The following is a 25,896-nucleotide window of genomic DNA, read 5'->3' as shown; positions in this document are numbered from 1 at the left end:
TCCGGTTAGAGCTGAGGGGTCAACGCCAGTTCCTGGGAAGGCTATCGGGCACCGAAATGGGTTTATGAATGGCAGCGGATGGTGGGAAGGGGAGCGGGTACTGCCGGTGTGCCGACGCTGAGGAGCGGCCGTTGTCGCGGCGGCTCGCATAAATGGCCTTAAGCGGCTTGGAGACGCTTATCCCGAATGTGGAGCCGCAGCAGCGCCGCCAGGGTAATCGCGGCCATGCCGGCCGAATAGACGATCAGGGGCCAGGCGGTATCGCCGTTGAGGGCAATTACAAAGAAGGTGCCGACGACACCGACGATGATGCTCTGGATGCAGAAATGCAGGGCAACAGCGGTGCCAGCGATATCTCCGAACTCCTGCAGTGCGCCGTTGGCCGTGACCGAGACCGCAAACACAATGCCCGCTGCCATCAGCCACATCGGGAGAATGAACGACCAGAACGATGGCGGAAGGAAGAGCTGGCCGAACAGCAGCACGCAGGCGCCCAAGATCAGAAGCACCATGCCACGCACAGCGCTTCCGGCAATTCCCCACCGCTCCACGAAGCGCGCGGCGAAACGTGTCGTGGCGATCATGACGAAAGCCACGGTCGCGAAGGCAAGGCTGAAACCGAGTTCCGAGAAGCCGGCACCCTCGATCAGTACACGCGGTGCGGTGGAGAAGAACACGAAGAACGTGCCCATGGCCGTGCCGAAACCCAATGTATAGGTCCAGAAGGCGAGGCTCTTCAGCACCGGGCCGAACGAGGCTTCACGCGGTGTTTCATGCACGGGTCGCGTTTCGTGCCAAGCAGGTAAAGCGCAAAGGAGTATCAATATCGCAGGAACGCCCAGAGTGATGAAGATGATGCGCCATCCAAGAGAACCGGCAATGAGCGCTCCGGCAATCGGACCGAGAGCTGGCACAAAGGCTAGCATTCCGTTCATGAGGCTGTAGACGACGGCGCTTTCCGGCCTTTCCGCGTAAACATCGCGTATGGTCGCAAAGAGCGCCACCAGCATTGCCGATGCGCCAATCGCCTGGAACAGCCGCAGCGTCACGAACAGAGAGGGCGAAGACGTCACAGCCAAGGCAAACGAGGCCAGTGCGAACAGTGCGGCACCGCCGAACAGGACCGGCCGGCGGCCGGCCCGGTCAGAGAGTGGGCCGAATATGATCTGCCCGACGCCGAGCATGATCATGTAGAGGGTAAGGGTTAACTGGACCACGGCCGGGGTGGTCCCGAGGATTCCGGGCATCGCTGGGACGATTGGCAAATATATGTCCATGCCGAGCGAGGGAAGAATGTTGAATGGCGCCAAAAGCAACAAGGCGACTGGCAGGCTGTAAGTCCACAGCCGTGGATTGTGAATAGGCATGACAAAGCATCCGCTCAAATGAGTGACATCTGGCGGCGGCCTGCGTTCTCATGATCTGAAGGTGGAACCTGGCAGACAGCCGCAACAACAAGGCAGGCGTTGTTGCGGCCTATCGGTCTGACTGCTTCGATTCCATGACTTCGTGCCTCAGTGAGGTGGTCGATAAATGGCAGGGCTATCCTGTATCAAGCAGGACTGAGGCTGGCAACCGCCGGTTCTGGTTGTTGTGTTTTGGCGGCATCATGATCTTCCGTAACGGGCCAGAGCGGAAGTAGCTCTCTCGCGGAATCATCCAGATTGTCTGCTGATCTCAAACCAATCCATTTTGTCTTTAGTATTTTGACCTGGGCTCGGCTTCTCTCCCCCAACTTGGGGAGAAAGACGCTCTGCATCACCGGCGCATGTAGAGCCAAAGTGTTGTCGGGGCGAGGACCACGGTCAGCACCACCGGTGCGATGAGGGCGAGGCCGATCTGCTCCAGGGTGATGCCGCCGTTCATCAGCCCGCGCAGGGCCGTCGTCATCAGGGAGATGGGGTTCACCTCCACGAATGCCTGGAGCCAACCCGGCATGGTGGACGGATCGACCATGATGTTGGAGGCGAAGACGATCGGAAAGATAAAGGTAAAGCCTATGGTCATCACCGTCATGGGTGTGCGTATCAAGAGGCCGAGTACCAGGAATATCCAGCCGAACCCGAAGCCGATGGCAAACAGGAGCAGGAAGGCGCCGACGACCCCAAGAATACCCTCTTCCGGCCGGTAGCCTAGGATCAGGCCGACGCCCAGAATGATGAGGCCGGCGATCAGGTGGCGCAGGACATCGCCGACCATCAGCCCGGCAAAGGGTGCCAGCGGCCAGATGGGCAGGGAGCGGAACCGGTCGAACAGCCCCTTGCTCAGGTCTGTCGAAAGCCCCATCCCGGAATAGACGGCGTTGAACGTCACCGTCTGGACAAGGATGCCCGGCAGGAAAAACTGCAGATAATCACCCACCGAGCCCGCAAGCGCGCCGCCGAAGATGAAGGTGAAAAGCAGCGTAAACATGAGCGGCGTCATGATCAGATCGAACAGCTGCTCCGGCACATGCTTGAACTTCAAGACCGCGCGCCAGCCAAAGACGAGCGCGTTCGAGATCGCCGAAGGGCGCTTCGGACGCTCCACATTCTGCAGCGTAAGAGACGCGGGATTGTTCATGACACTGCTTCCTTTTCATCCTCGGCATCCGTGACCTGTCCGGTCAGGGCGAAGAAGACCTCGTCGAGACTTGGCTGACCCATGGAGAAGGTCGAAACGTCGATGCCGGCGGCGATAAGCGCGGCGATGGCTTCGTTCGCGGCGCTCGCCGTTGTGACGGGAACGGAGAGCTCCGCGCCTTCCACGCTGGTCTGCGCCGTGGCATCCAGCCGCCTTTCCAGAAGCTGTGCTGCTTCTTCCATACGGGCGGCATCGTCCAGTGCAATGTGAAGGAAGCCGGAGCCGGTTGCCGCCTTCAATTCACGGCTGGTGCCTTCGGCGATCTTCCGGCCCTTGTCGATTACGGCGATGCGCGCGGCAAGCTGGTCTGCCTCTTCCAGATACTGCGTGGTCAGCAGGATGGTGACGCCCGAGCCCGCAAGCTGGCGGATCATTCGCCACACATCCTGCCGCGCCTTGGGATCGAGGCCAGTCGTCGGCTCGTCCAGGAAGAGGACGCCCGGCGTGACGATCAGCGAGGCGGCAATGTCGAGGCGGCGGCGCATGCCGCCGGAATAGTCCTTCACCTGCTTGGCGGCGGCATCCGACAGGCTGAAAGCCGAAAGCAGGGCGTCGGCTCGACTTTTCGCCTGGCGCCCGCGGAAGCCCCACAGACGCGCGAGGAGAATCAGATTCTCGCGTCCCGTCAGGTCCTCGTCGAGGGAGGCGAACTGGCCGGTCATGGCGATGGCGGAGCGGACCTCGTGCGGCTCTTTCACCAGATCGTGCCCCACGACGGTCGCGGTTCCCGCATCCGGTGCCGACAGGGTGGCGAGCATACGCATGAGCGTGGTCTTACCCGCGCCGTTCGGCCCGAGAATGGCGAAGATCATGCCACGCGGCACGTCCAGGTCGATCCCGTCCACGGCGCGTGTTTCGCCGAATGTCTTGACAAGACCACGGGCGGTAATCGCAAGCGGCGTTTGCGTGCGCGGTTTCGTCGTCTCTACAGGCGAGGCTTCGTTCATGGGTTCGCTCTCGATTGCAAGCAGCCGCAGACGGCCAAGCGGAGCGAAGCTTTTATATCAGAAGCCGTCTATGGAACAGTGAACCTTTTATTCCTGCTGACATAGGTTGTCAGCAGGAATGTTGGAGCGCGATACGTTGTAGACGGCTGCATGCGTAAGGTACGTTTTCGCAAGCGCTGTCGTGTTTCGTCGCGCGCGCTGACGCTTCCGGAACGCCACCACCGAAGCCTCAAACGGGCTCTCACATCATCCGGTGGTTCAGGTCGAACATGATCCAGAAGCTGCCGCCCATCATGATGCAAATCAGGAGGGCAGCGAAGGCGATTGCCAGCAGGTTTTCGCGCGGTGTGTGCGTGAGGTCGAGATGCAGGAAGAAGCGCAGATGCACCAGAACCTGAATGACGGCGGCAATGGCGATCACCAGCAGGATCTGCATGCGCGGTAGCGAGCCCCAGACCACCAGGGCGAAGGGGAAGGCGGTCAGCATGAGCGCCAGGACGAGGCCGACCAGATAGGTCTTCGGGCTCGGTTGGGCGGACGTGTTTGCCATCACAGAACCCCCGGCAGATAGACGACCGAGAAAATCCCGATCCAGATGATATCCAGGAAATGCCAGAAGAGACCGAGCCGCATAAGGCGGGAGCCAACTGGCGCAGTCAGGCCTTTCACGGCGACTTGCGCCAGCATCACCACGATCCAGACAAGACCGAGGCTGACATGCAGGCCGTGCGTGCCCACCAGGGTGAAAAAGGCCGAGAGAAAACCGCTGCGGCCGGGCCCGGCGTCCTGTGCGATCATGCCTAGGAACTCGATGATTTCCATGGCGACGAAAGAGAAGCCGAGCAGGAAAGTGATGATGAGCCAGGCGAGCACGCCGGCCTTGCTTTTCGAGACGAGTGCCACGCTGGCAAAGCCGAAGGTGATGCTGCTGGCGAGCAGCACCATGGTCTCGGCGAAAACGTGACCGACGTCGAAGAGTTCCCGGCCGGCTGGTCCGCCGGCGGTGTTGTTGACCATGACCACATAGGTCATGAAGAGCAGCGCGAAGATGATCGCGTCGCTCATCAGATAAAGCCAGAAGCCGAGCGTTTTTTCTTCGTGCGTGTCGTGCTCGTGCTCTGCGGTCACTGCGCCTGTCATGCCGCACCTCCGGGAAAGGGATCCGCGACTGGCGTCTGATCGTCATGGCCATAGTGTTTGCGTGCTATGGCGAGCTTCCGGTGGCGCTCGGTTTCAATCTTCTCGACCTCGCTGGCCGGGATGACAAATTCGGTATCGTCGTTGAAGGCACGGCCGGTGATGGCCGCGAAAATGCCCAGCAGCGCGACGACGGCCAGCCACCAGATGTGCCACACGACGGCAAAGCCGAGCAGGAAGGCGAAACCGCCGATGAAAACGCCGGCCATGGCGTTCTTCGGCATTTGGATGTCCGTGTACTGTTGCGGGTGCGAATAGGCGGTGCCGCGCCGTTTCATTTCTATAAAGGCATCACGGCTTTCCACCTGGGGAATGATCGCGAAGTTGTAGGGCGCGGGCGGCGAAGAGGTCATCCATTCCAGCGTGCGCCCGTCCCACGGATCGCCCGCCAGGTCCCGCGCCTCCAGGCGATTGTGGATGCTGACGACGAGCTGAACGACAAGGCAGACGATGCCGAGGAGGATGACGACGGCGCCGAGTGATGCGACGATCAGCAGGGGCTGCCACTCCGGCACGTTGTATTGCTCCATGCGGCGCGGCATGCCCATGAAACCCAGCACGTAGAGCGGCATGAAAGCCAGGTAGAATCCAACGATCCAGCACCAGAAGGAGCGGATGCCCCAGCGCTCGTCGAGTGTGAAGCCAAAGGCCTTCGGGAACCAGTACATGTATCCGGCGAGATAGCCGAAGAGCGCGCCGGGGATGATCATGTTGTGGAAGTGGGCCACCAGGAAGGTGGTGTTGTGCATCACGTAGTCGACCGGTGGCAGTGCGAGCAGTACGCCCGTGACCCCGCCGATCACGAAGGTGACGATGAAGCCGAGCGTCCAGTACATCGGGGCGCTGAACTCGATGCGCCCCCTGAACATGGTGAACAGCCAGTCGAAGATCTTTACGCCCGTGGGCACGGCGATGACCATGGTGGCGATGCCGAAGAAGGCATTCACGTTGGCGCTGGAGCCCATGGTGAAGAAGTGATGGAGCCAGACAGTGAAGGAGAGAAGCGCGATCGCCGCCGTGGCGTAGACCAGCGAATGATAGCCGAACAGCCGCTTGCGCGAGAAGGTCGCCACCACCTCGGAAAAGACACCGAAGGCCGGCAGGACAAGGATGTAAACCTCCGGATGCCCCCAGATCCAGAAGAGATTGGCATAGTTCATCATGTTCCCGCCGGCATCATTGGTGAAGAAGTGCATGCCGAGCACACGGTCGAGCGCGAGCATGGTGCAGGCGACCGTCAGCGCCGGGAAGGCGAAGATCATGAGAATGTTGGCGCAAAACGCTGTCCAGGTGAAAAGCGGCATGCGCATCAGCTTCATGCCGGGCGCGCGGCGCTTCAGGATCGTGACGGCGAAGTTGATCCCTGTCAGGGTCGATCCCATGCCGCTGACGAGCAGCGCCCAGATCCAGTAGTCCACGCCGACATCCGGGCTGTACTTGATGCCGGAATAGGGTGGGTACCCGGTCCAGCCGGCGGTGGAGAAGACACCGATGACGAGCGAGGCCATGACGAGGCCGGTGCCGGCTGCGGTGAGCCACAGGCTGACGGAATTCAGGAACGGAAAGGCGACGTCGCGCGCGCCGATCTGCTGCGGCACGACGATGTTGATCAGCCCGGTCAGGAACGGCATGGCCATGAAGAAGATCATGATCGTGCCGTGGGAGGAGAAGATCTGATCGAAGTGATCGGGCGGCAGATAGCCCTGCGAGTCCAGGGCGAATGCCTGCTGCGCGCGCATCATGATCGCGTCGACGAAGCCGCGCAGGAGCATGACGAGCGCCAGCACGATGTACATGATGCCGATGCGCTTGTGATCAACACTGGTCAGCCACTCGTCCCAGAGATAGCGCCATTGACCCAGCCAGGTAACGAGCGCGAAAACTCCCAGTGCGCCGAATACGGTGACCGCCGCCCCGCCCATGGCGACCCAGCTGTAGAAGGGGAGCGCGTCAATCGACAGCTTTCCGAGCATCCTGGTCTCCCGCGCTACTCAGCGCCTCGCGCCCCGGTGGTCCGGGCCGCGTACTTCGCGATGACTTTTCGGAACAGATCCGGCTCGACATTCGAATAATAGGTCACCGAATGGCCGATCGTGGGCTCGGCAAGCTTTTGGTAGGTTCCCGCATCGAGCTCTTGCGAGGATTGCCGGACCTCCTCGACCCAAGCGTCGAAAGCTTCGCGGGTCGTGGCGACCGCCTTGAAATGCTGATGCGGGAAGCCGTCTCCGCTGTACTGCGTGTTGCGGCCCTGGAACGTGCCGGGCTCGTCTGCAAGCAGATTGAGGTGCGAGCGCATTCCCGCCATGGCGTAGATTTGACCGCCAAGCTCGGGAATGAAAAAGGCATTCATGACCGTATCGGATGTGATGTCGAGACTGAGCGGCGCCTCGCTCGGGAACACGAGCTCATTGACGACGGCAACCTTCTGCTCGGGATAGATGAAAAGCCACTTCCAGTCCTGCGCGACGACCTGGACCTTGACCGGCTCCACGGTGGAGGCAAGAGCCTCGTAGGGATCGAGCCGGTGGGTGGCTGTCCAGACCAGATACCCCAGGGCGACGATGATGAGAGCCGGAACGAGCCAGACGAGCGCCTCGATCCCGAGGGAGAACGACCAATCCGGTGTATAGCGCGCCTTCCTGTTGGAAGTGCGGTAGCGCGTCGCGAAAACGAACGCCATGATGAAGACCGGAATGGCGACGATCATCATGAGTCCGAGCGCATCGAAAAGAAGATCCCGCTCGGCCCGCGCAATCGGCCCTTTGGGGGTCAGCGCCGGCATGCTGCAACCGCTCAGCAGCAACGCTGTGCTGAACGTGATCGCGGCCCCCCGAATTCGACGCATTCTTGTTCCGTTTCACGAACTGTTCTGCCTGATTCGGCACGGTTTAGTTTGAAACGGCTATGCGGAATGATCAATCCATGTATGCAACTCTTGGTTTTCAACGAGTAAATATGCCACTAAAGCGCGATCGGCGGCAGGTGAATTGACAGGATTCACGCAAAGTGCAAGCTCTCGACCTGGCTGGACAACAGCTTTCACTCAACGGCTTGGAGGAGGTCACCGTGTCTAGTGCGCTTGAAACGGTTCCGAGGGGACCGGAACTGAAATCGCGGTGGGGCTGGATCGTCGCCCTGGGTGTACTGTTTCTGGTAGGGGGCGTGGTCGCGCTGATGAGTGTCGTGACGGCAACGGTCGCCAGTGTCTTCATCGTGGGCATCATGATGACACTCGCCGGCGTGGCCGAGATCGTTCATGGCTTCCGCATGAGAAGCTGGGGCCGGTTTTTTCTCTGGATCATCATCGGCGCCCTTTATGTCGCGGCCGGGTTCATTGCCTTTACAAATCCCACACTGGCATCGGAAGTGCTGACACTGATGCTCGGCCTGGGCCTGCTGATCGCCGGGGTGATGCGCGGGGTTCTTTCGGTGCGGTTGCGCGAAGAGTCCGGCTGGGTCCTGGTGCTGATATCGTCTATCATCACCGTGATCGTCGGCCTGATAATCGTGGCCGGATGGCCCGCGACAAGCCTGTTCACGCTGGGTATATTCCTCGGTGTCGACCTGGTCTTTGCCGGTATCGGCTGGATCGGGGCGGGACTGGCCTTGCGGAACGCGTAAAGCCGGAGCGCCGCTACCAGGTGGGCCGGGCGCTCACGCCACCATCAACCACGAGATCGGTGCCGGTGATCCAGCGCGCGGCATCGGATGCGAGGAACAGCGTGGCATCGGCAATGTCGTCGGGTTGTCCTAGGCGCTCCAACGGGGCAGCCTTCTTCCATCGCTCCACGCCTTCCGGCCACCCCTGCTCGATGCCTTCGCGTCCGATGAGCCCCGGAGAGACGGAATTGACGCGGATGCCAAGCGGGCCGAGCTCGAGGGCGGCGGCCTTGGTAAACATCACCAGGGCGGCCTTCGACGCCGCGTAGTGGGCGTGACCGGGGGCGGGCTGGTGGCCCTCGATGGAGGCGATGTTGACCACCGCCCCGCCCTTGCCTTGCCCCTGCAAATGATCGGCGAAAGCGCGCGTGGTGAGGAACGGCCCCCCGGCATTCACCGCCATCATGGATTGCCAGCTCGCCTCGGAAATCTCCATCAGCGGCTCTACCGGCTGATGGCCGGCATTGTTGACGAGGAGGTCCACGCCGCCGAACAGGCGGGCGGCTCTTGTGATCAGGTCCTCGGCGCCTTCCCGTGTCGAGACGTCGGCCTCGATGACGATCGCCGTTCCGCCGGTTTCTTCAATGCTGGTGATGAGCGCTTCCGCCGCGGCCCGGTTTTTGTGGTAATGGCAGACGACCTTCGCGCCGGCTTCGGCGAACCGTTGGGCGATGCCGGAGCCGATGCCGCCGCTTGCGCCGGTGACGACCGCGGTGCGGCCCGAGAGGTCGAGGAGGGTGGAGAGGGGTGGGACGGAGTTAGTCATGGTTTAGGGTAGAAACCTTGGTTGCGACTGCGTTTGCAAAATTGGCTCGCCACCTCAGCATGCGGCGGCCTTCCGGAAGCGTTGGTGCGATGCGTGACCGCTCAGGCATGGATCCCAAGGTCAAGCCTTGGGATGACGAATGTGTCTATGTCTGCGCTAATCTCGAACCTCGGCGATGAACCGAAGCGTTCTCCACCTCGTTGTACCAAGGCTTGACCTTGGTATCCATGCCGGAGCTGCGGCGAAACGGGCCGGCTTTTCCAGAAACGCACCTTACGCTCGTCATTTCCAGCATGCGCAAGGCTCGGGTGCAAACAAACGCTTCAGAGTTGATGAGGGCGAAAAGGTTGGCCGAACGGAATCCATGCTGGCTACCTCTCGCCCACAGGCAAGTCCGGCAGAAGCTCTTTCAGGATCGCCTCGATCTTCTCCCCGCAAATGGCCGCGTGGGCGAGCACATCCTCGACAGTGTCGGGCTGCTGGTCCGGCCCGCCGGTGGCGGCGTTGGTGATGGCGGAGAGGCCGATGACGCGCAGGCCGGTGTGGACGGCGGCGATCACTTCCGTGACGGTGGACATGCCGACCGCATCGCCGCCGGAGGCACGCAGATGGCGCCGCTCGGCGGAGGTCTCTAGCGAGGGGCCTGTGATGCCGATATAGATGCCGCGCCGCACCGCCTCGCCGGCGCGCTCGGCCGCTTGCCCCGTCTGCTTAAGAAGATCAGGGTCGTAGGCGCGCGACATATCCGGAAAGCGGAGGCCGATCTCCTCGTCATTGGGGCCGATCAGCGGATTTTGACCCGTGAAGTTCAGGTGATCCTCGATCAGCATCACATCGCCTGCGTCATAATCCGGGTTCAGCCCGCCGGCGGCGTTGGTGACGATGAAAGTCTCGCTGCCCAGCCGCTTGAGCAGGTAGACGGCAAGCGCGATATCCTGCGGTGTCCAGCCTTCATAAAGGTGAAGGCGGCCCTGCATCATCGCCACCCGGCGGCCATAGAGCGTTCCGATGACGAACTGCCCCTTGTGACTTGGCGCGGTGGAGACGGGAAAGCCCTCGATCTCGCCATAGGGGATGACCGTGGCGTCCTCGACGGCATCGGCCAAGTGACCGAGGCCGGAGCCTAGCATGACGGCAATCTCGACCGGCGCGCCGGCGCGCTCGGCAATGGAAGCGTGGGCCCGGTTCAGGCGGGCTAGCTGGCTCTCGGTCATCGATACTCCTTAGGCAATGCTGGCGGCGATCTTCGGTTGAAGTTGCTCGACTTGCGCGATGGTCTCTGCAATGTCGTGCTGCGTGAGCGCGCCATTGCGCACGACTTGCCGTCCTCCGACGAAAACGTGGCGCACGTCAGACTTCGCCGTGGAATAGACGAGGTGCGTCACCGGATCGAACATGGGCACGGCATGCGGGCGCTTGATGTCAATCAGGATCATGTCGGCGAATTTGCCGGGCTCCAGGCTGCCGATACGCTCTTCGGCGTCGAGCGACTTCGCGCCGGCGGTTGTTGCCATGGCCAGCGCCTGCGCGGTGGAGACGGCATCGGCGCGCCCAGTATAGCCCTTGTGCATGGTGGCGGCGAGGCGCAGCGCCATCCACATGTCGAGATCGTTGCCGCTGATCGCACCGTCCGTGCCGAGCGCCAGGGGGATGCCCGCGGTCAGCATTTCCGGCACGCGCGCAAAGCCGGAGGCGAGCTTCAGGTTGGACATGGGGTTGTGCACCGCCGAGGCCCCGCTGCGTGCCAGAATGTCGATCTCCTCGTCGTCCAGGTGGACGCAGTGGGCGAGCACCGTGCGCTCGTCGAGCAGCCCCAAATGGTCGAGATGACGGATGACGGTGCGGCCGTAGCGGCTGGATATATCCGCCTGTTCGGCGCGGGTTTCGGCTGCATGGGTGCAGAAGAGGGCACCGTGGCGGTCGGCGATCTGCTTTGCCGTCTTCAGATTGTCGGGGGAGACCGTGTAGGCACCGTGCGGCAGGACCGCGGGGAAGACATCCTCGGCGTCGCCGAATTCCTCGAAGAAGCGCTCGGCGGCGGCGATGCGGCCTTTCAGGTCGTCACCGGTCACGCCGGGTGGGTCGAAGAAGATGCCGCCGGTGGAGATACGCGCGCCGAGGGTGCGGGCGGCGTGCACCGTCTCGTCCGGATACCAGAACATGTCCATCGTCGTGGTGACGCCGGAAAGCAGAAGCTCCGACAAGCCGAGCATGCTGCCCAGGCGGGTGGTTTCGCGGTTCAGGGTGGCGCCTTGCGCCTTCCACACGACCTGCAGCCATGGCTCCAGCGGCAGGTCCTCTACCAAGCCGCGGAACAGGCTGTCGCCGGCATGGCAATGAGCGTTGACGAGGCCCGGCATGAGGATGTGGCCGGTGCCGTCCACCACCTCCCGGGCGTTGGAGGCCGCAGATTCCAGCTCGCTGGACGGAGCAATGCGGGTTATCCGGCCGTTTTCCACTGCCACGCCGCCATCGGTGAGCACGGTGTTTTGGCCGTCGCAGGTCACGATTGTTGTGTTCCTGATGACGAGATCCGTCATGGCCGCCTCCTCAAATTGTCTGCCGTTTGCGCCACCATGACAGCGCAACAAGCACCAGAAGGGTGGCGACATAGGGCATCATGTCGGTGAATTGTTGCGCGAGGCCCAAACCTTGCACGCGGAAGGACAGGCTGTCCACCGCGCCAAAGATGATGGCGATGAGAAAGAGCGGCCAAGGGCGCCCGCGCGTCAAAAGCACGGCCACAACCGCGATCCAGCCGCGCCCGGCGCTCATGTTCTCCACGAACAAGCTGACATTGGCGATGGAAAGCTGGGCACCCGCCAGGCCGCACAATGCGCCGCAGCCGATCAGCGACCAGAGCTGCACGATGCGCGGGCTCACGCCGCCGGCGACCAGGGCAGCCGGGTTTTCGCCTGCCGCGCGAATGCGCAGGCCCAACCGGTGGCGCGCGAGGAAGTAGTGGATCGCGGGCACGGCCGCCACGGCGATGTAGAACAGCACGGGCTGGCCGCTGAGCACGCGCCCGAGGAAGGGGATGGACTCGACCAGTGGAATGTGGATGGGGCGGAACGGCACGATATTGGGATCGGTGAAAGCGCCGATGACGTCGAAAATTGCGCGCAGGAGGTAGGTGGTGAGCCCAGCTGCCAGGATGTTGATGGCGATGGACACGACAATCGGATTGCCGCCGCGGCGCAGGTTGAACTCGGCGAAGACGAGGCCCAGCATGATGCCGGCTAGGATGGCGGTCAGCGCTCCAATCCACGGTGATCCGGTATAGTAAGAGCCGAGCACGGCAAAGAAAGCGCCGGTGAGGATGAAGCCTTCGAGTCCTATGTTGAAGACGCCCGCGCGCTCGCAGAGCGCGCCGCCGAGCGCGGCCAGCAGAATGGGCGTGACGAAGCGGGGTATAGATTCCGCGAAAGAGGGATCGAAGATCAGCTCAAACATTGTCCGTCTCCCTGCGCGTGGAGGAGGCGGTGAGCGCGCCGGAAACACGGGAGGCGACGAACAGGATGATGACGGCCTGCATGATAAAGGCGATTTCCTTGGGCACGCTCGCCGCGCGCTCCATGCCTGCGGCACCCGTCTGCACCGCGGCGAAGAAGAAGCCGGACAAGGGCACGGCCCAAGGCACCATGTTGACGAGCAGCACGGCGATGATGCCCGTCCAGGCGTAAAGCGGCTGGACCAGCATGCCGTCGATATAGCGGTGGTGGATGCCGAAAACGGCGACCGCCCCGACGAGGCCGGCGATCGCGCCGCTCATGGCGAGCGTCTGGAGTGTGAGCTTCTTGACCGGCAGGCCGACGGCACGGGCGAAATCGGGCGAAAGTCCATTAAGCCGCGAATGGTAGCCGTGCACGGTCGTGTAGCTGTAGACGATGGCGAAGGCGGCCGCCACACCGACGAACAGAATGCCGATGTCGAGACGCGTGCCGGGAAAATAGGGTAGCCAGGTCTCCATTGGCACAAGGTGAGACTGGATCATGCCGGACTGCACATCCCGGTATGGATGCGCGACCATATAGGAGGCGAGGTATCGGGCGGGGTAATTCAGAAGCAGCGAGCCGACCAGCAGGGGCACGCCCACATAAAGCTGCAGGACACCGGCCAGCAGGGCCCAGAGCCCGCCGGCAACCATGGCGGCAAGGATGGAGGCCGTCAGCACGAAGAGCGGCGGCCCGGGCAGGAGCACTCCGACCAGCGCGGCCACCAGCCCGCCGACGACGAGCTGGCCCTCGCCGCCGATGTTGAAGAGCCCGGCGCGGAAGCTCAGCATCACGGAAATCGCCATGCCGGCGATGAGGGTTGTGCGGCTGAGCGTCGTCATCAAATAGGCGTAGCGCCGCCCGCCGAACGCGCCGCTGAAAAAGCCTTGGAGCGCCTCGATGATCGGCGCGCCCACCATCAGCATGAGCACGAGGAAAACGGCGAGGATGGCCGCTACGGCGCCGGCCCAGGACAGCGCCTCGCCGGAGAGAATGCCGCGCAGCGTCTTCATGCGACCTCCGCCAGCGCGTCGGCCGCGCGCGAGGTCATCAGGCTGCCGATTTGGTCGCGGTCGGCTTCCTCGCCCGAGACTTCGCCGGCAATCCTGCCCTCATACATGACGAGGATGCGGTCGGAGAGCGCGAGGATCTCGTCAAGCTCGGTGGAAATCAGCAAAACGGCATGGCCTTCGTCGCGCATGCGCATCAGCTCGCCATAAATGAAGTCGATGGCGCCGATATCCACGCCCCAGGTGGGGTTTTCGGCGATGACCAGCGGCGTGTTGCGGGCGAGCTCGCGCCCGACCACCAGCTTCTGCTTGTTGCCGCCCGACATGGTATCCGCCGCGGCCGATGGCCCCGCCACGCGGATGCGGAAGCGATCGATAAGCGCGCGGGCGAAATCCGCCATGGCCCCGCGATTGAGGAAGGGACCGCGCGCGAAGGCGGCGCGGTCGTCACGCCCGGCATTGGCGTTTTCGCTGGCCGTCGCGCCAAGGGCTAGACCTGTGCGCTGGCGGTCTTCGGGGATGTAGCTCATGCCGATGTGGCGCCGGGCCTCGATATCCTGTTGTTCTATGCGCTGGTCGAGCAGGGAGACCGTGCCGGCAAGCGGCCGCTTGAGCCCGACAAGAGCTTCGACAAGATCCGCCTGGCCGTTGCCGCTGACGCCCGCGATGCCGACGATTTCTCCAGCGCGCACGGAGAAGGAAAGCGGCCCCACGGTGAAGCCGCGCCCGGCGATCTCCAGGTTTTCGGCCGACAAAACCACATCCCCCAAAGGACGCTTCTTGCGCTCGCGCGTGGGCGGAAGTTCGCCGCCGATGATCTCGCGGGCAATGCGGTCCTTGGACGTTGCCGAAAGCGGCTCGGAGGAGATCAGCCGCCCGCCGCGCATGACGCTGACGTGGTCGGCGATCTCCATAACCTCGTCCAGCTTGTGCGTGATGAGCACGATGGCGCGGCCTTCCGCGCGAAAGCTACGCAGGACGGCGAAGAGCCGGTCCTTCTCCTGAGGAGTGAGCACGGAGGTCGGCTCATCAAGGATGAGAACGCGGGCGTCGCGATAGAGCAGCTTGAGGATCTCCACCACCTGCTTCTCGCCTACCGAGAGCGCACCGACCTGCCGGTCGAGTGGCAGTGCGATGCCGTGACCTTGCGCCCGTTCATCGAGGTGGCGGCGAGCTTCGGCGAAGCTGATGAAGCCGAGACTGTTCGCCGGCTCGGAACACAGGACGATGTTCTCCAAGACGGACATGGAGTCCTGCAGCATGAAATGCTGATGCACCATGCCGAGGCCGGCCCCGATGGCGTCCTGCGGAGAGGTCCACTGCCGCTCTTTCCCGTCCACGGAGATCGTGCCGCTCTCCGGCCGGACGAGACCGAAGAGGGCATTCATGAGCGTGGATTTGCCGGCCCCGTTTTCGCCGAGGACGGCATGAATCTCGCCGGGCTCGATGCCCAGCGAGACGTCATCGACCGCGGTGACCGGGCCGAAGCGGACGGTTATGCCGGAAAGGTCGACGCGCATCGGCCGGTCCCGTCAACGCTGCCGTTTGCTTTTGGCGCGGCACCTCACTGGGCGAACATCGGATCTTCGAGCTCCAGCGTCCCGTCCTTGATCTCGTTCGCGACCCGGCGCACCTTTTCGATGACTTCGGGATGCTCGGCGATCAGGCATTGGCTTTCGGCCAACCCGTTGTCCTCCAGCGCCAGGGTGGACATACCGCCTTCGGCGAGCCCGAGGGACATCATCACGTGCTCGCCTTCCAGAATGGCGCCGATGGCCTGCACCATGGCGGTGTCGACGCGCTTCAGCATGACATCCACAACATGCCCGGGCACTGCAGGGCAGTGGTTTACGTCGACGGTGAAGACCTTGAAGTCTTCAGCCTCCGCGGCCTCGAACACGCCGAAATCGCCGCCGGACGTCGCCGAAAGGATGTGGTCCGCGCCGGCCGCATGCATGGCGACGGCCTGCTCCTTCGCGCGGACGGGATCGGCAAACGGGTTTTCTCCCCCGACCCAGCGCACATCGACTTCGACATCCGGCGCGACGGATTTCACACCCTCGGTAAAGCCGTCCGTGTGGCGGTGCAGGAAGGGAATGTCCAGCGCGCCGACCACGCCGACGTGATCGGTCTCGGTCAGCATGCCGGCCTCCACGCCGAGCAGATAGCTGGCTTCATACTCGCGGAAGACGGCGCAATGAACATTCTCTGGCCGGTCGTCAATGCACTGGTCGACAATGAGGAACTGCGTATCGGGCGCGGTGGGCGCGATCTGCCGCACGACGTCGTTGAACTCAAAGCCGAGCAGGACGACAATATCGGCTCCCTCGTTCACGGCGGCGTTCACATTATCCATCCGCTCGGAAGCCGTGCGGCTCTCATAGGTGCGGACCTCGGCGTCGTATTGCTCGCCTGCTGCCTCGATCCCGGACTCGCCCAGCTGAAGGAAGGCGTTTACGCCGATCGGATCCGGCGAGACATAGACGAAAAATCGCTCCTGGGCCGATGCGGCGCCCGTGACAAATGCTGCCGCCCCCGCGGCCAGCAACGTCCCCCAATATCGCATGTTCAACTCCTCTCGCTCTCGACGCCGTTTGCGGCCGGCGCAAACAAATGTCCACCCGGCATTTTATAATGCAGTTGATTTTCTTTGACAGATAACAGGCGACCTCTAACAATTGTCAAGCACGTTGATATTTGCTTATCCGGCTGAAAGGACGCCCGAATGACCCCAGATTGGTATGTCGCGGACAAGGGCCGCGAGGAATTCTGGACCGAGGAACGCTGTCATATCACGGAACTCCTGAACGATACCAGTTCGCCGGAAGCATCCCTGGCGATCGCCCGCGTGGAGCCGGGCGTAACGACGCAGCTTCACAAGCTCGATGGAATTGCCGAGCGCTACATTGTGCGAAAAGGCCGCGGTGTTGTGGAAATCGGTGGCGAGGCACACCCGGTGAGAGTCGGGGATCAAGTTATCATCCCCGCCGATGCTGCCCAGCGCATTACCAATGATGGGGCGGAAGACCTGGAGTTCTACTGCCTCTGCGTGCCGCGTTTTCGACCGGAAAGCTATGTGAATCTGGAGGGATAGAGGTGAAGACGTCCCTCGCCGGGGGTGCGGACGCACGTTGACCTGAAAGAGTTGATCGTGCATCTGGTATTAGATTGGTTTTATATTCCTGCCGACTGGCGCGAGGAGACACATGATGAGCGAAGCGTCCCTGATGTTCCGCGAAACGGGTGAAGCCCCAGAGGTCGTCGCGCGCCTGCTGGCGCATGAACGCAGGACCTTTGAGGAACTCGGCCGTTTCGTGACCGAGCGCCGCCCGCCGGTCGTCACGGTGGCCGCGCGCGGCTCCTCGGACCATGCGGTCAGCTTCTTTAAATATCTCTTCGAGATCGGTACCGGGGTCCCGGTTGCCTCCATCGGCCCGTCGGTCGCGTCCGTCTATCACGCACCGCTGAACGTGCCTGGCGCACTCCACATCACGGTTTCGCAGTCGGGCGCGAGCCCGGATGTCATTGCGGTTCAGGATGCGGCGAAGCGCGGCGGCGCACTGGCAGTCGCCGTGGTCAATGCGGCTGAGAGCCCGCTGGCGCGGGAGGCCGATGTGGTGCTTCCCATCCACGCGGGCGAGGAGAAAAGCGTGGCCGCCACCAAGAGCTTCATTGCCTCGGCGGCAGCATTGGCGGCGCTGACCCAGGCGGCGACCGGAAGTGCGGAACTGGCCGATGGCCTCGCGCGCCTGCCCAGTGCGCTGCAAAAAGCCTGCGAGGCGGACTACGAGCCGGCGCTCCAGGCAATGACCGAGGCGTCGTCCGTTTACACAGCCGGACGCGGACCGGGCTTTGCCATTTCCCTTGAAGCCGCGCTCAAGGCCAAGGAAACGGCGAAGCTGCATGCGGAGGCATTCTCGCTGGCCGAGCTGATGCATGGGCCGATGCAACTCGTTGATCAGGGCTTTCCCATCCTCGCGTTTGTGCCGAAAGACGAAGCGCTTTCCTCAAGCACGGCAATTCTGGAAAAGCTGTGCGGGATCGGCGCGCGAGTTGTCACTTTTTCTTCGGTGGAGGTGAGCGAGGGCACCATTGCCATGCCTTCCACCGGCTACGGCAAGTTGGACCCGCTTGCCGCGCTTGCCGCGTATTACCGGATGATCGAGCGCCTGACCCGGGAGCGCGGGCTCGACCCGGATGCACCGGACAAGCTCAAGAAGGTGACGGAGACCATCTGATGGACGAGACGGTTATCGTCGGCGCGCGTATTTTCGACGGCGAGCGCTTCCATGACGCGGAAGCCATCATCATGGGGGAGGGGCGTGTCAAAGCGCTCGTGCCGGAACACGAGATCTCCGGGCGCGAAGACGTCACCCGGCTCGAGGGCGGGATACTGGCGCCCGGCTTCATCGATGTGCAGGTGAATGGCGGCGGCGGTCGGATGTTCAATAACGAGCCCTCGGTGGAGACGACGGCGGTTATCGCCGCCGCCCATCGCCGTTATGGCACGACTTCGCTGCTGCCGACCCTGATCACCGATGCGCGCGCGGTAACCGATGCAGCCATTGAAAGCGCTATAGTAGCGTCCGGAACGCGGGACGGCGTCGCGGGCCTGCATCTTGAGGGGCCGCATCTCGCCCCCGCCCGTCGCGGCGCGCACCTGGCCGAGCTCATGCATCCGTTGGACGAGGAGGAACTTGAGCGGCTTTGCCGCGCGGCGGAGGCGCTGCCGGTTTTGCACGTTACGGTCGCCGCGGAGCAGGTTACCGAGAAACAGGTCGAGCGGCTTGCGAGAGCCGGCGTCATTCTCAGCCTGGGGCACACGGATTGCACATGCGAGGAGGCACAGCGCCTGTTCGGCGCCGGTGTTCGCGGCGTGACCCATCTCTTCAATGCGATGAGCGGACTTTCCCACCGTGCGCCCGGCTTGGTCGGTGCCGCACTCGACACCGGAGGCGCGTGGGGGGGCATGATCGCGGACGGCCATCACGCCGATCCCGTTGCCTTGCGCACCGCGCTTCGCGCCAAGCGCGGGCCGGGCCGACTTTACCATGTAACCGACGCCATGGCGCTGGTGGGAAGCGAGGACCAAAGCTTCGAACTTAATGGGCGCACCGTGCGCCGGGAGCCGGGAGAGGCGTGCTCCAAGCTGGTTCTGGACGACGGAACGCTTGCCGGGTCCGACCTCGACATGGCTTCCGCCGTGCGTTTCGGCGTGCAGAAGCTGGAATTGCCGGTGGAAGAATCGCTCAGAATGGCGAGTGCCTATCCGGCTACCTATCTGGGGATCGAGCGCGAATACGGGTTCCTGCGCCCCGGCGCTTGCGCGGATATCGTTCTGCTGGACAACGATCTCAACGTGCGGCAGGTCTGGCTCGGCGGCATGCCGCGATAGGCTTCACCGCTTTCCATTGCGGAAGAGCTGGTTCCAGAAGTCGAACAGGACAAGGCACACCACCAAGCCGGTCACTACGAAGAGCGCCGGGCGCGGCACCGAGACGACGAAGATGCCGAGATAGACGATCAGCGTCGCCAGTGCCGCCAAGGCTATCAACCGGTCCCGCAACATGCTCATCCTCCATCATCCATAAACAAGTCGCGGCAGGAAATATACGATCTCGGGAATCGTATAGAGAACCACCATCGTGACGAACACCATCACCAGATAGGGCAGCGAGCCGGCGAAGATATGCGTGAGTTGCACGTGCGGCGGTGCAATGCCCTTCAGGTAGTACGCAGACATCGCCATGGGTGGCGTCAGGAAGGAGGTTTGCAGGTTCAGCGCGATCAAAATGCCGAAGAACAGTGGATCGATCTCGAACAACGCCAGCAGCGGCAGGAAGATCGGCACGAAAATGATGATGATCTCCGACCACTCCAGCGGCCAACCGAGCAGGAAGATGATGAGCTGAGCCAGCAGCAGGAACTGCAGCGGCGTCAGGTTCATGCCTTCCACGAATTCGCGGATGAGCGCCTCCCCGCCGAGGTATGAGAAAACCGACGCAAACACCCAGGATCCGACAAAGAGCCAGCAGACCATCGCGGTGGTGCGCACCGTCAGATAAACGGATTCCTGCAGGCGCTCCCAGGTCAGTGCGCGGTAGGCCGCCGCCAGGACCAGCCCGCCCAGCGCACCGATGGCCGCGGCCTCGGTAGGCGTTGCCAGTCCGAAGAGGATGGCGCCGAGAACGGCCATGATGAGAAAAGCGAGCGGGAAAAACGACGTCAGCAGCATCCAGGCGATCTGCAGGAAGCCAACGTCCGCGCCCAGTTTTTCCGCCTTTGGCGCAAGTTTCGGCTGAATGATCGCGCGCGTGACGATGTAGATGAGATACATGCCCGCCAGCAGGAACCCCGGCAGAAGTGCTCCCGCATAGAGCCGCACGATGGAAACGCCCGAAGTGGCCGCATAGACGATCAGCATGATGGAGGGCGGGATAAGGATACCCAGGGTGCCGCCCGCGCAGATCACGCCCGAGGCAAAACTTTTATCGTATCGCGCCTTCAGCATGGCCGGGAAGGCGAGCAGGCCCATAAGCGTGACCACGGCACCGACGATTCCGGTGGCCGTGGCAAAGAGCGCGCAGGTGATCAGCGCCGCGACCGCCATCGAGCCGGGCAGATGGCGCGTGGAGACGCTGAGCGTGTAGAAGAGCCTGCTGACGATATTCGCCCGCTCCACGATGTATCCCATGAAGAGAAAGAGCGGAACGGCGGTCAGCACGTCATTCGCCATCACAGAATAGGTCTGATTGACGAAGAGATCGAAGACGCGATTGTTGAAAAACCCACCTATCCAGTGCTGGATCAGCGTCAGCGTGCCTGCATCTTCCTCCAGCGCACGCGCGTAGCGGATCCACATGCGGTTTGCGTCGTAATAGGCGTAGTAGCCAAAGCCGATGCCCATCGCCATGAGGGTGAAGGCGATCGGGAATCCGAGCAGGATGATAAAGATGAAGATGCCGAGCATGGCGACGGCGACTTGCGGGTCGGTCATTGCCGGCGGTCCTCTGGATTGATGATGTCGACGGCTTCGCTGCCGTGCTGCAGCGCTTCCACACCTTCCTTCTGCAGCACGGTTTCCAGTTCCTCCACGTCGCCGGCGCGGGCGGGCCACTCGCCGGTGCGGATGGTGATGATGCAGCGGCAGACCTGTGCGATGCCCTGGATGAGGAGCAGAATGCCCGCAGCGATGATCACTGTTTTGAACTGATAGATCGGCACGTTGGCGGGGCTCATCGTGCTGACTTCCATGTAGCGCCAGGATCGGCTCGCGTAGCGCCAGCCGGAAAAGATCAGCGCCAGGATGCCGGGAAAGAAGAAGAGGAAATACAGGACCAACTCGACTTTCGCCTGGGTTCTCGGTTGCCAGAGCCGGTAAATGAAGTCGCCCCTGACGTGTCCGTCCCGCGACAGCGTGTAGGCGCCGGCCATCATGAAGAGCGTGCCATACATTATATAGCTGAGATCGAAGGCCCAGACGGTGGGGCGGCTCAGCACGTAGCGCACGAAAACCTCGTAGCTGACGGCGAGCGTCATCAGGACCACGCACCAGGAAAAGGCCTTGCCGAACCACGCCGAGACCTGATCGGCAAAAGCAATATAGCGCAGCATTCAAACCGACCCGTTGGAGAGCGGCCCGGCGGCTTCGCTGGGAAACCGTCGGGCCGTGTTCATACGCATGTGAACCCCTCTACAGGGCCAGCTTGCCCGGGAAGTAGTGCTCATAGGCAAGTGTCAGGTCGGGCGAATTCATGAGCTCGTAGAAAACGACGCGCTCCACCCACTGGCGCTGGCTGTCGAGAACGCGCTTCATAAACTCGTCCTGCTCCAGTTCGGGGATGATCTCGTCCCAGGCCCGGAGCTGTGCATCCAGGATCTCCTGCGAGGTGCGGTGCACCTCCACGCCGTGTTCGTCCTGAAGCGTTCGCAAGTCAGCGGAGTAGTTGTCGAGAGCGGAGGCCGTATTGGCCGTGCTGGCGGACTCGACCCCGTATTCCAGGATCGCCTGCAGGTCGTCGTCCAGCGAGTCGAACACATCCCTGTTGAACAGGAACTCGAAGGATTCACTCGCCTGATGATAAGACGACAGGATATAGTTTTTCGCCACATCCTGCGAGCCGAAGCGCAGGTCGGATGACGGGTTGTTGAACTCGAACGCGTCGATGACGCCGCGCTCCATCGCCGGCACGATCTCGCCGCCGGGAAGCTGAGAAACCGCCATTCCCATCTGCTGCAGCAGATCGGCGGCGAGTCCGACCGTGCGATATTTCAACCCCTGGATATCTTCGACCGACTGAACCGGCTCCTTGAACCAGCCGAAGGGCTGGGCCGGCATCGGGAAACCGTAGAAGCCATAGACGTTCAGGCCCAGGATGTCCTGGGTCAGTTCGCGGTAGAATTCCTTGCCCTCGCCCTGGTGGAACCAGGCAAGCATCGTTGTCGCGCTGCCGCCGAAGACCGGCCCCGTGCCGAAGAGCGATGCGGCCTTGTGTTTTCCGTACCAGTAGACTGGCACAGTGTGGGCGGCGTCGATCACGCCGTCATGGACGCCATCGAGCACCTGGAAAGCCCCAACAACCGCACCGGCCGGCAGCAGGTCGATCTGCAGCCGTCCGCCCGACATCCGCTCGACGCGCTCGATATATTGACGCGCGAAATCCATCCAGATGTCTGATGACGGCCATGACGATTGCATCTTGATTGTGACGGGTGCCTGCGCCAGAACCGCCGGCGCAGCGAGGGTTCCGGCCGCTGCCGCGCCAGCGGCTGTTGTCGCCCGGCCCAGAAACTTCCGGCGTGAATAGGTCTTGTCAGTCATTCCAATCCTCCCATTTCATCTCTTCCGGGCTCATTTTTTTGCTTTTTTCGAGCCAGCAGGTCGAGATTACAGTGTCATCATGCAAGAAAACGGGTGTGTTGCGGAAGCAGAATGAACCAATTTACGACTAAAGTCGTAGAAGAGGAGCAATCAGGCGCGATCCTTCCATCTACCTGTTCTTCCGACAGTTCGGCCGCGGATATCACAACGCCATGCTTGACCGGCAAGAGTTTGCGGCCTAGCAAGCGTGCTCCGAGAAAGAGCGGCAGACCCATGGTTTTCGTTCCCGATTTCGCGATCATTGTTCAATTCGCGCTTGCCACATTCGTGCTGGCTATCACCCCCGGGCCGGACATGACGCTCTTCGTTGGCCGCGCGCTTTCGCAAGGCAAGGTCGCAGGCTTTGCCTGCATGTTTGGCGCGATGACCGGCATTCTGGTGCACACGCTGCTGGTGGCGCTCGGGCTTTCGGCGCTTATCGTCGCCTCGCCGGAAGCCTTTCTGGCTCTGAAGATTTTTGGCGCGGGCTATCTGATCTGGCTTGCCTGGCAGGCGATCCGACACGGTTCCGCCTTCTCGCCGGAAGCCACGGCAAGCAAGAGAAATTCGTTCTTCAAGAATTGGCTGACCGGCCTCGGCATAAACCTGCTCAACCCGAAGATCGTGCTTTTCTTCATGACCTTCCTGCCGCAGTTCGTCTCGCCTGGCGACCCGCACGCCTCGGCCAAGCTCCTGTTCCTGGGCTTGCTTTTCATCCCGCTGGCGCTGCCGGTCACCACGCCAATGGTGCTGGCGGCGGATGGGTTCTCAAAGCTGCTGAGAAAAAGCCCGACCGTGACGCGGCTGTTGGACTATCTCTTTGCCGGAGTCTTTTCGGCCTTTGCCATCAAAATACTGACGGCGCAGGCGCGGTAGCTTCGCCGCGCAGGCTGTGGGCGGCGCCTATTCCCCGTGCCCGGCGATCATCATCGCCTCAAGCTTCATCCGCTCGGACTTTTTCATGCGCTCGGACTGTGATTTGAGCTGACCGCAGGCGGCAAGAATATCCCGTCCGCGCGGCGTGCGGATCGGCGAGGCATAGCCGGCACGATTGACCACCTCGGCAAACTCCTCGATCTGCTCCCAATCCGAGCATTCATAGTCGCTGCCCGGCCACGGATTGAAAGGGATGAGATTGATCTTGGCCGGGATGCCGCGCAGGAGGCGAACGAGATCGCGGGCATCCTCCAGAGAGTCGTTGACGTCCTTGATCATCACATATTCGAAGGTGATGCGCCGGGCGTTCGACAGTCCGGGATAGGCGCGACAGGCGTCGAGCAGCTCTTTCAGCGGGTACTTTTTGTTGATCGGCACCAGCTCGTTGCGCAACTCGTCGCGCACGGCATGCAGCGAGATGGCCAGCATGACGCCGATCTCCTCGCCCGTGCGGTAGATCTCCGGCACGACCCCGGAGGTCGAAAGCGTAATGCGGCGCTTGGAGAGCGACAGGCCGTCGCCGTCGGAGGCGATGAGCAGCGCCTGCTTGACGTTCTCGAAATTATAGAGCGGCTCGCCCATGCCCATCATGACGATGTTCGTCACCTTGCGGCCTTCCGCCGGCACGATGGCGCCGTCAGGCGTATCGGCATCGGGGAAATCGCCCAGCCGTTCGCGCGCGATCAGCAACTGATCTAGAATTTCACCCGCCGTCAGATTGCGCACCATCTTCTGTGTGCCGGTGTGGCAGAACGAACAGGTGAGGGTGCAGCCGACCTGGGAGGAGATGCACAGCGTGCCGCGCCCTTCCTCCGGAATATAGACGGTTTCCACCTCGACCGGGCGGCCCGCCCCGCGTGGCGGAAAGCGCAGGAGCCACTTGCAGGTGCCGTCCTCGGAAACCTGCTCTTCCACGATCTCCGGCCGGGCGACGGTGAAGCGCTCGTCGAGCTTGGTGCGCAACTCCTTGGAGATGTTGAACATCTGCGAGAAGTCGGAAACACCGCGCACATAAAGCCAGTGCCAGAGCTGGCGCACGCGCATGCGCACCTGCCGCTCGGGCACGCCGACGGAGCCAAGGGCTTCGCCCAGCGCCTCGCGCGAAAGGCCGATCAGCGGAGTCTTCTCCGGTTGCGTTTCAGGCCGCGGCCGAGGGCGGCTTTCAGGATTTGTTGTATCGATTGTCAGGGTCATGGTGCATTCAAATGCGTTTCGAGCGGCGCTCGGCCGCCCGTGTCGATTGCGGGCCCTCATAACACGGCTTTAGCACGGCGTCACTATCGGGTTGCTTAGCTTCAGTTACGTTTCACCTTCGCCGATCAACTTGAATGCCGGTTTGAACCCAATGTCAGGTGAGGGCTTTGATTGAACATGGAAAGGGCAGCTTCGACTGGCAGGCCCTCACAAGTAAAGCAGCGATCGGCCGTTCTCGTTGGCTAGATGGCGTTTCCCCGGCTCCGCGGCAAGGGAGAGCATCCCGCCACGGTCGAATTTCTGCACACCCGGCAACCCGAAGCGGCGGAGCGAGGTTGAGCCTGCTGGGCGACGATTGCACCGCGGATCGCCCGCGCGTAGAACTGATGTCCTCGAACGTGAACGGATTCTTTGTAACGTGACGCTGGCTGCCTCTCTTTTTCCGCTCCTGTGTTGGCTTGTTTATGCGTTCGTCGCCAGCCGCATCGAGGTGGTGCGGCCCTCGCTCTCCATCATCATGAGCGCGCAGCGGCGCCGCTGGGTGGAAAAGGCGGTCCGGCGCGACACGCCGCTCGATGCGATCCTTTCCGGCAATCTGATGAACGCGGTTTCCTTCTTCGCCTCCACGACCGTGCTCATCATCCTGGCGCTTTTCGCCGTCTTCAATCAGGTCAGTTCGGTGGTCGAGGCCCTGAATGTCATCCAGCCCGAGAGGCCGGTCACCAAATCCCAGGTGGAACTGCATCTCGCCTCCATCCTGGTACTGTTCGTCCTCGCCTTCCTCTCGTTCACCCTGTCGCTTCGGCAGTTCAACCATTTCTGCATCATGCTGGGCGCTGCCACCCATTCGGAGGAGCGCGATCCCGAGGAGATCTTCGTCATCGCCGCGCTGAACACGCTCGGCGCGCGCAATTTCAACCAGGGCATCCGCGCCTACTACTTCGCGCTCGGCATGCTGGCCTGGTTCATTTCGCCCGTCGGGTCCATCGTGGTGACGATCGCCATCTTCGCCTTAATTCTCTACCGTGAGTTTTATTCCGCCGCGCGCGAGCTGGTCGCCAAATTGCGGCCGGATTAGCCATAAGGTGGAGCCCACCGCCTATTTATGGTGTCAATCCGCGCAAAAGCGCGGTGCCACTCCCCTCCAAGCGCATGCTACCAGTAGTGGCAAAACACACGCGGCAGATTTGCAAACTGTAGCCGCAGGTGG

25 protein-coding genes are annotated in these 25,896 nt (G+C 62.3%); 6 read left to right on the top strand and 19 right to left on the bottom strand.

Going from position 1 to position 25,896, the window contains the following annotated elements:
* Positions 1–158 precede the first annotated feature (158 nt).
* From cml to cyoA, 7 genes are all read right to left on the bottom strand, one after another.
* Positions 159–1,367, bottom strand: coding sequence for a CmlA/FloR family chloramphenicol efflux MFS transporter (gene cml / locus LY631_RS13590; protein WP_274426014.1), 1,209 nt, complete (start codon positions 1,365–1,367; stop codon positions 159–161).
* A gap of 391 nt (positions 1,368–1,758) precedes the next feature.
* Entirely contained in the window at positions 1,759–2,562 is an 804-nt protein-coding gene (locus tag LY631_RS13585; protein ID WP_274426013.1) for an ABC transporter permease, read from the bottom strand.
* The gene (locus tag LY631_RS13580; RefSeq protein WP_274426012.1) at positions 2,559–3,569 is read right to left on the bottom strand and encodes an ATP-binding cassette domain-containing protein; all 1,011 of its coding nucleotides are present in this window, start codon (positions 3,567–3,569) and stop codon (positions 2,559–2,561) included. The genes LY631_RS13585 and LY631_RS13580 overlap by 4 nt, the downstream gene beginning before the upstream one ends.
* Before the next feature lie 241 nt (positions 3,570–3,810).
* Entirely contained in the window at positions 3,811–4,119 is a 309-nt protein-coding gene (gene cyoD, locus LY631_RS13575; protein WP_274426011.1) for a cytochrome o ubiquinol oxidase subunit IV, read from the bottom strand.
* Positions 4,119–4,709, bottom strand: a complete 591-nt coding sequence (cyoC, locus tag LY631_RS13570) for a cytochrome o ubiquinol oxidase subunit III (RefSeq protein ID WP_274426010.1) — start codon at positions 4,707–4,709, stop codon at positions 4,119–4,121. Before cyoC ends, cyoD begins: the two co-directional genes overlap by 1 nt.
* Entirely contained in the window at positions 4,706–6,739 is a 2,034-nt protein-coding gene (gene cyoB / locus LY631_RS13565) for a cytochrome o ubiquinol oxidase subunit I (protein WP_274426009.1), read from the bottom strand. Before cyoB ends, cyoC begins: the two co-directional genes overlap by 4 nt.
* A 14-nt stretch (positions 6,740–6,753) precedes the next feature.
* Positions 6,754–7,611, bottom strand: a complete 858-nt coding sequence (gene cyoA, locus LY631_RS13560) for a ubiquinol oxidase subunit II (protein ID WP_274426008.1) — start codon at positions 7,609–7,611, stop codon at positions 6,754–6,756.
* Between the two features lie 221 nt (positions 7,612–7,832).
* On the opposite strand from cyoA, the gene LY631_RS13555 reads away from it, so the two are divergent.
* Positions 7,833–8,387 carry an HdeD family acid-resistance protein gene (locus tag LY631_RS13555; protein ID WP_274426006.1) on the top strand — a complete coding sequence of 185 codons (555 nt, stop codon included), beginning with the start codon at positions 7,833–7,835 and terminating at the stop codon, positions 8,385–8,387.
* A 13-nt stretch (positions 8,388–8,400) separates the two neighbouring features.
* Here LY631_RS13555 and LY631_RS13550 read toward each other — a convergent pair whose 3' ends face one another.
* The 7 genes from LY631_RS13550 to LY631_RS13520 form a co-directional block, all read right to left on the bottom strand.
* Positions 8,401–9,192, bottom strand: a complete 792-nt coding sequence (locus tag LY631_RS13550; RefSeq protein ID WP_274426005.1) for an SDR family NAD(P)-dependent oxidoreductase — start codon at positions 9,190–9,192, stop codon at positions 8,401–8,403.
* Positions 9,193–9,563: 371 nt separating this feature from the next.
* Positions 9,564–10,406 carry a purine-nucleoside phosphorylase gene (locus LY631_RS13545; RefSeq protein ID WP_274426004.1) on the bottom strand — a complete coding sequence of 281 codons (843 nt, stop codon included), beginning with the start codon at positions 10,404–10,406 and terminating at the stop codon, positions 9,564–9,566.
* 9 nt (positions 10,407–10,415) lie between these two features.
* Positions 10,416–11,732 carry an amidohydrolase family protein gene (locus LY631_RS13540; protein WP_274426003.1) on the bottom strand — a complete coding sequence of 439 codons (1,317 nt, stop codon included), beginning with the start codon at positions 11,730–11,732 and terminating at the stop codon, positions 10,416–10,418.
* 10 nt (positions 11,733–11,742) lie between these two features.
* On the bottom strand, positions 11,743–12,645 hold the full coding sequence (locus LY631_RS13535; protein WP_274426002.1) for an ABC transporter permease: 903 nt from the start codon (positions 12,643–12,645) through the stop codon (positions 11,743–11,745).
* The gene (locus tag LY631_RS13530) at positions 12,638–13,699 is read right to left on the bottom strand and encodes an ABC transporter permease (protein ID WP_274426001.1); all 1,062 of its coding nucleotides are present in this window, start codon (positions 13,697–13,699) and stop codon (positions 12,638–12,640) included. The genes LY631_RS13535 and LY631_RS13530 overlap by 8 nt, the downstream gene beginning before the upstream one ends.
* Complete coding sequence (locus tag LY631_RS13525) at positions 13,696–15,216, bottom strand: ABC transporter ATP-binding protein (protein WP_274425999.1); 1,521 nt, start codon at positions 15,214–15,216, stop codon at positions 13,696–13,698. Before LY631_RS13525 ends, LY631_RS13530 begins: the two co-directional genes overlap by 4 nt.
* A 44-nt stretch (positions 15,217–15,260) precedes the next feature.
* A complete protein-coding gene (locus tag LY631_RS13520) occupies positions 15,261–16,262 on the bottom strand; it encodes a BMP family ABC transporter substrate-binding protein (RefSeq protein WP_274425998.1) in 1,002 nt (333 codons plus the stop codon).
* A 159-nt stretch (positions 16,263–16,421) separates the two neighbouring features.
* Between LY631_RS13520 and LY631_RS13515 the strand changes: the two genes are divergently transcribed.
* From LY631_RS13515 to nagA, 3 genes are all read left to right on the top strand, one after another.
* Positions 16,422–16,790, top strand: coding sequence for a cupin domain-containing protein (locus tag LY631_RS13515; RefSeq protein ID WP_274425997.1), 369 nt, complete (start codon positions 16,422–16,424; stop codon positions 16,788–16,790).
* A gap of 112 nt (positions 16,791–16,902) precedes the next feature.
* Entirely contained in the window at positions 16,903–17,934 is a 1,032-nt protein-coding gene (locus tag LY631_RS13510; RefSeq protein WP_274425996.1) for an SIS domain-containing protein, read from the top strand.
* A complete protein-coding gene (gene nagA, locus LY631_RS13505) occupies positions 17,931–19,091 on the top strand; it encodes an N-acetylglucosamine-6-phosphate deacetylase (RefSeq protein WP_274426161.1) in 1,161 nt (386 codons plus the stop codon). Before LY631_RS13510 ends, nagA begins: the two co-directional genes overlap by 4 nt.
* Before the next feature lie 3 nt (positions 19,092–19,094).
* Here the strand turns inward: nagA and LY631_RS13500 are convergent, their stop codons facing one another.
* The 4 genes from LY631_RS13500 to LY631_RS13485 form a co-directional block, all read right to left on the bottom strand.
* Positions 19,095–19,271, bottom strand: coding sequence for a hypothetical protein (locus tag LY631_RS13500; protein WP_274425995.1), 177 nt, complete (start codon positions 19,269–19,271; stop codon positions 19,095–19,097).
* 6 nt (positions 19,272–19,277) lie between these two features.
* Positions 19,278–20,693, bottom strand: a complete 1,416-nt coding sequence (locus tag LY631_RS13495) for a TRAP transporter large permease (RefSeq protein ID WP_274425993.1) — start codon at positions 20,691–20,693, stop codon at positions 19,278–19,280.
* A complete protein-coding gene (locus tag LY631_RS13490) occupies positions 20,690–21,310 on the bottom strand; it encodes a TRAP transporter small permease subunit (RefSeq protein ID WP_274425992.1) in 621 nt (206 codons plus the stop codon). The genes LY631_RS13495 and LY631_RS13490 overlap by 4 nt, the downstream gene beginning before the upstream one ends.
* A gap of 79 nt (positions 21,311–21,389) precedes the next feature.
* A complete protein-coding gene (locus tag LY631_RS13485) occupies positions 21,390–22,517 on the bottom strand; it encodes a TRAP transporter substrate-binding protein (RefSeq protein WP_274425990.1) in 1,128 nt (375 codons plus the stop codon).
* A gap of 273 nt (positions 22,518–22,790) precedes the next feature.
* On the opposite strand from LY631_RS13485, the gene LY631_RS13480 reads away from it, so the two are divergent.
* Positions 22,791–23,432, top strand: coding sequence for a LysE family translocator (locus LY631_RS13480; protein WP_274425989.1), 642 nt, complete (start codon positions 22,791–22,793; stop codon positions 23,430–23,432).
* 27 nt (positions 23,433–23,459) lie between these two features.
* Here the strand turns inward: LY631_RS13480 and rlmN are convergent, their stop codons facing one another.
* Positions 23,460–24,686 (bottom strand): 23S rRNA (adenine(2503)-C(2))-methyltransferase RlmN, encoded by a 1,227-nt coding sequence (gene rlmN, locus LY631_RS13475; RefSeq protein WP_274425988.1) that lies wholly within the window; start codon positions 24,684–24,686, stop codon positions 23,460–23,462.
* A 418-nt stretch (positions 24,687–25,104) separates the two neighbouring features.
* On the opposite strand from rlmN, the gene LY631_RS13470 reads away from it, so the two are divergent.
* Complete coding sequence (locus LY631_RS13470) at positions 25,105–25,764, top strand: DUF599 domain-containing protein (RefSeq protein ID WP_274425986.1); 660 nt, start codon at positions 25,105–25,107, stop codon at positions 25,762–25,764.
* The last annotated feature ends 132 nt before the right edge of the window (positions 25,765–25,896 follow it).

This window comes from Chelativorans sp. YIM 93263, from assembly GCF_028767125.1.
In the GTDB taxonomy this organism is placed as follows: Bacteria; Pseudomonadota; Alphaproteobacteria; order Rhizobiales; family Rhizobiaceae; genus Chelativorans.
This window is presented reverse-complemented; position numbering and strand designations above follow the sequence as displayed.

Coding starts and splice junctions, on each gene's coding strand:
- cyoD (WP_274426011.1), bottom strand. CDS start 4,119: ATGGCAAACACGTCCGCCCAACCGAGCCCGAAGACCTATCTGGTCGGC.
- cyoA (WP_274426008.1), bottom strand. CDS start 7,611: ATGCGTCGAATTCGGGGGGCCGCGATCACGTTCAGCACAGCGTTGCTG.
- cyoC (WP_274426010.1), bottom strand. CDS start 4,709: ATGACAGGCGCAGTGACCGCAGAGCACGAGCACGACACGCACGAAGAA.
- LY631_RS13535 (WP_274426002.1), bottom strand. CDS start 12,645: ATGTTTGAGCTGATCTTCGATCCCTCTTTCGCGGAATCTATACCCCGC.
- cml (WP_274426014.1), bottom strand. CDS start 1,367: ATGCCTATTCACAATCCACGGCTGTGGACTTACAGCCTGCCAGTCGCC.
- LY631_RS13550 (WP_274426005.1), bottom strand. CDS start 9,192: ATGACTAACTCCGTCCCACCCCTCTCCACCCTCCTCGACCTCTCGGGC.
- LY631_RS13500 (WP_274425995.1), bottom strand. CDS start 19,271: ATGAGCATGTTGCGGGACCGGTTGATAGCCTTGGCGGCACTGGCGACG.
- LY631_RS13495 (WP_274425993.1), bottom strand. CDS start 20,693: ATGACCGACCCGCAAGTCGCCGTCGCCATGCTCGGCATCTTCATCTTT.
- LY631_RS13490 (WP_274425992.1), bottom strand. CDS start 21,310: ATGCTGCGCTATATTGCTTTTGCCGATCAGGTCTCGGCGTGGTTCGGC.
- LY631_RS13515 (WP_274425997.1), top strand. CDS start 16,422: ATGACCCCAGATTGGTATGTCGCGGACAAGGGCCGCGAGGAATTCTGG.
- LY631_RS13510 (WP_274425996.1), top strand. CDS start 16,903: ATGATGAGCGAAGCGTCCCTGATGTTCCGCGAAACGGGTGAAGCCCCA.
- LY631_RS13485 (WP_274425990.1), bottom strand. CDS start 22,517: ATGACTGACAAGACCTATTCACGCCGGAAGTTTCTGGGCCGGGCGACA.
- LY631_RS13520 (WP_274425998.1), bottom strand. CDS start 16,262: ATGCGATATTGGGGGACGTTGCTGGCCGCGGGGGCGGCAGCATTTGTC.
- LY631_RS13585 (WP_274426013.1), bottom strand. CDS start 2,562: ATGAACAATCCCGCGTCTCTTACGCTGCAGAATGTGGAGCGTCCGAAG.
- rlmN (WP_274425988.1), bottom strand. CDS start 24,686: ATGACCCTGACAATCGATACAACAAATCCTGAAAGCCGCCCTCGGCCG.
- LY631_RS13580 (WP_274426012.1), bottom strand. CDS start 3,569: ATGAACGAAGCCTCGCCTGTAGAGACGACGAAACCGCGCACGCAAACG.
- LY631_RS13525 (WP_274425999.1), bottom strand. CDS start 15,216: ATGCGCGTCGACCTTTCCGGCATAACCGTCCGCTTCGGCCCGGTCACC.
- LY631_RS13480 (WP_274425989.1), top strand. CDS start 22,791: ATGGTTTTCGTTCCCGATTTCGCGATCATTGTTCAATTCGCGCTTGCC.
- LY631_RS13540 (WP_274426003.1), bottom strand. CDS start 11,732: ATGACGGATCTCGTCATCAGGAACACAACAATCGTGACCTGCGACGGC.
- LY631_RS13530 (WP_274426001.1), bottom strand. CDS start 13,699: ATGAAGACGCTGCGCGGCATTCTCTCCGGCGAGGCGCTGTCCTGGGCC.
- cyoB (WP_274426009.1), bottom strand. CDS start 6,739: ATGCTCGGAAAGCTGTCGATTGACGCGCTCCCCTTCTACAGCTGGGTC.
- LY631_RS13545 (WP_274426004.1), bottom strand. CDS start 10,406: ATGACCGAGAGCCAGCTAGCCCGCCTGAACCGGGCCCACGCTTCCATT.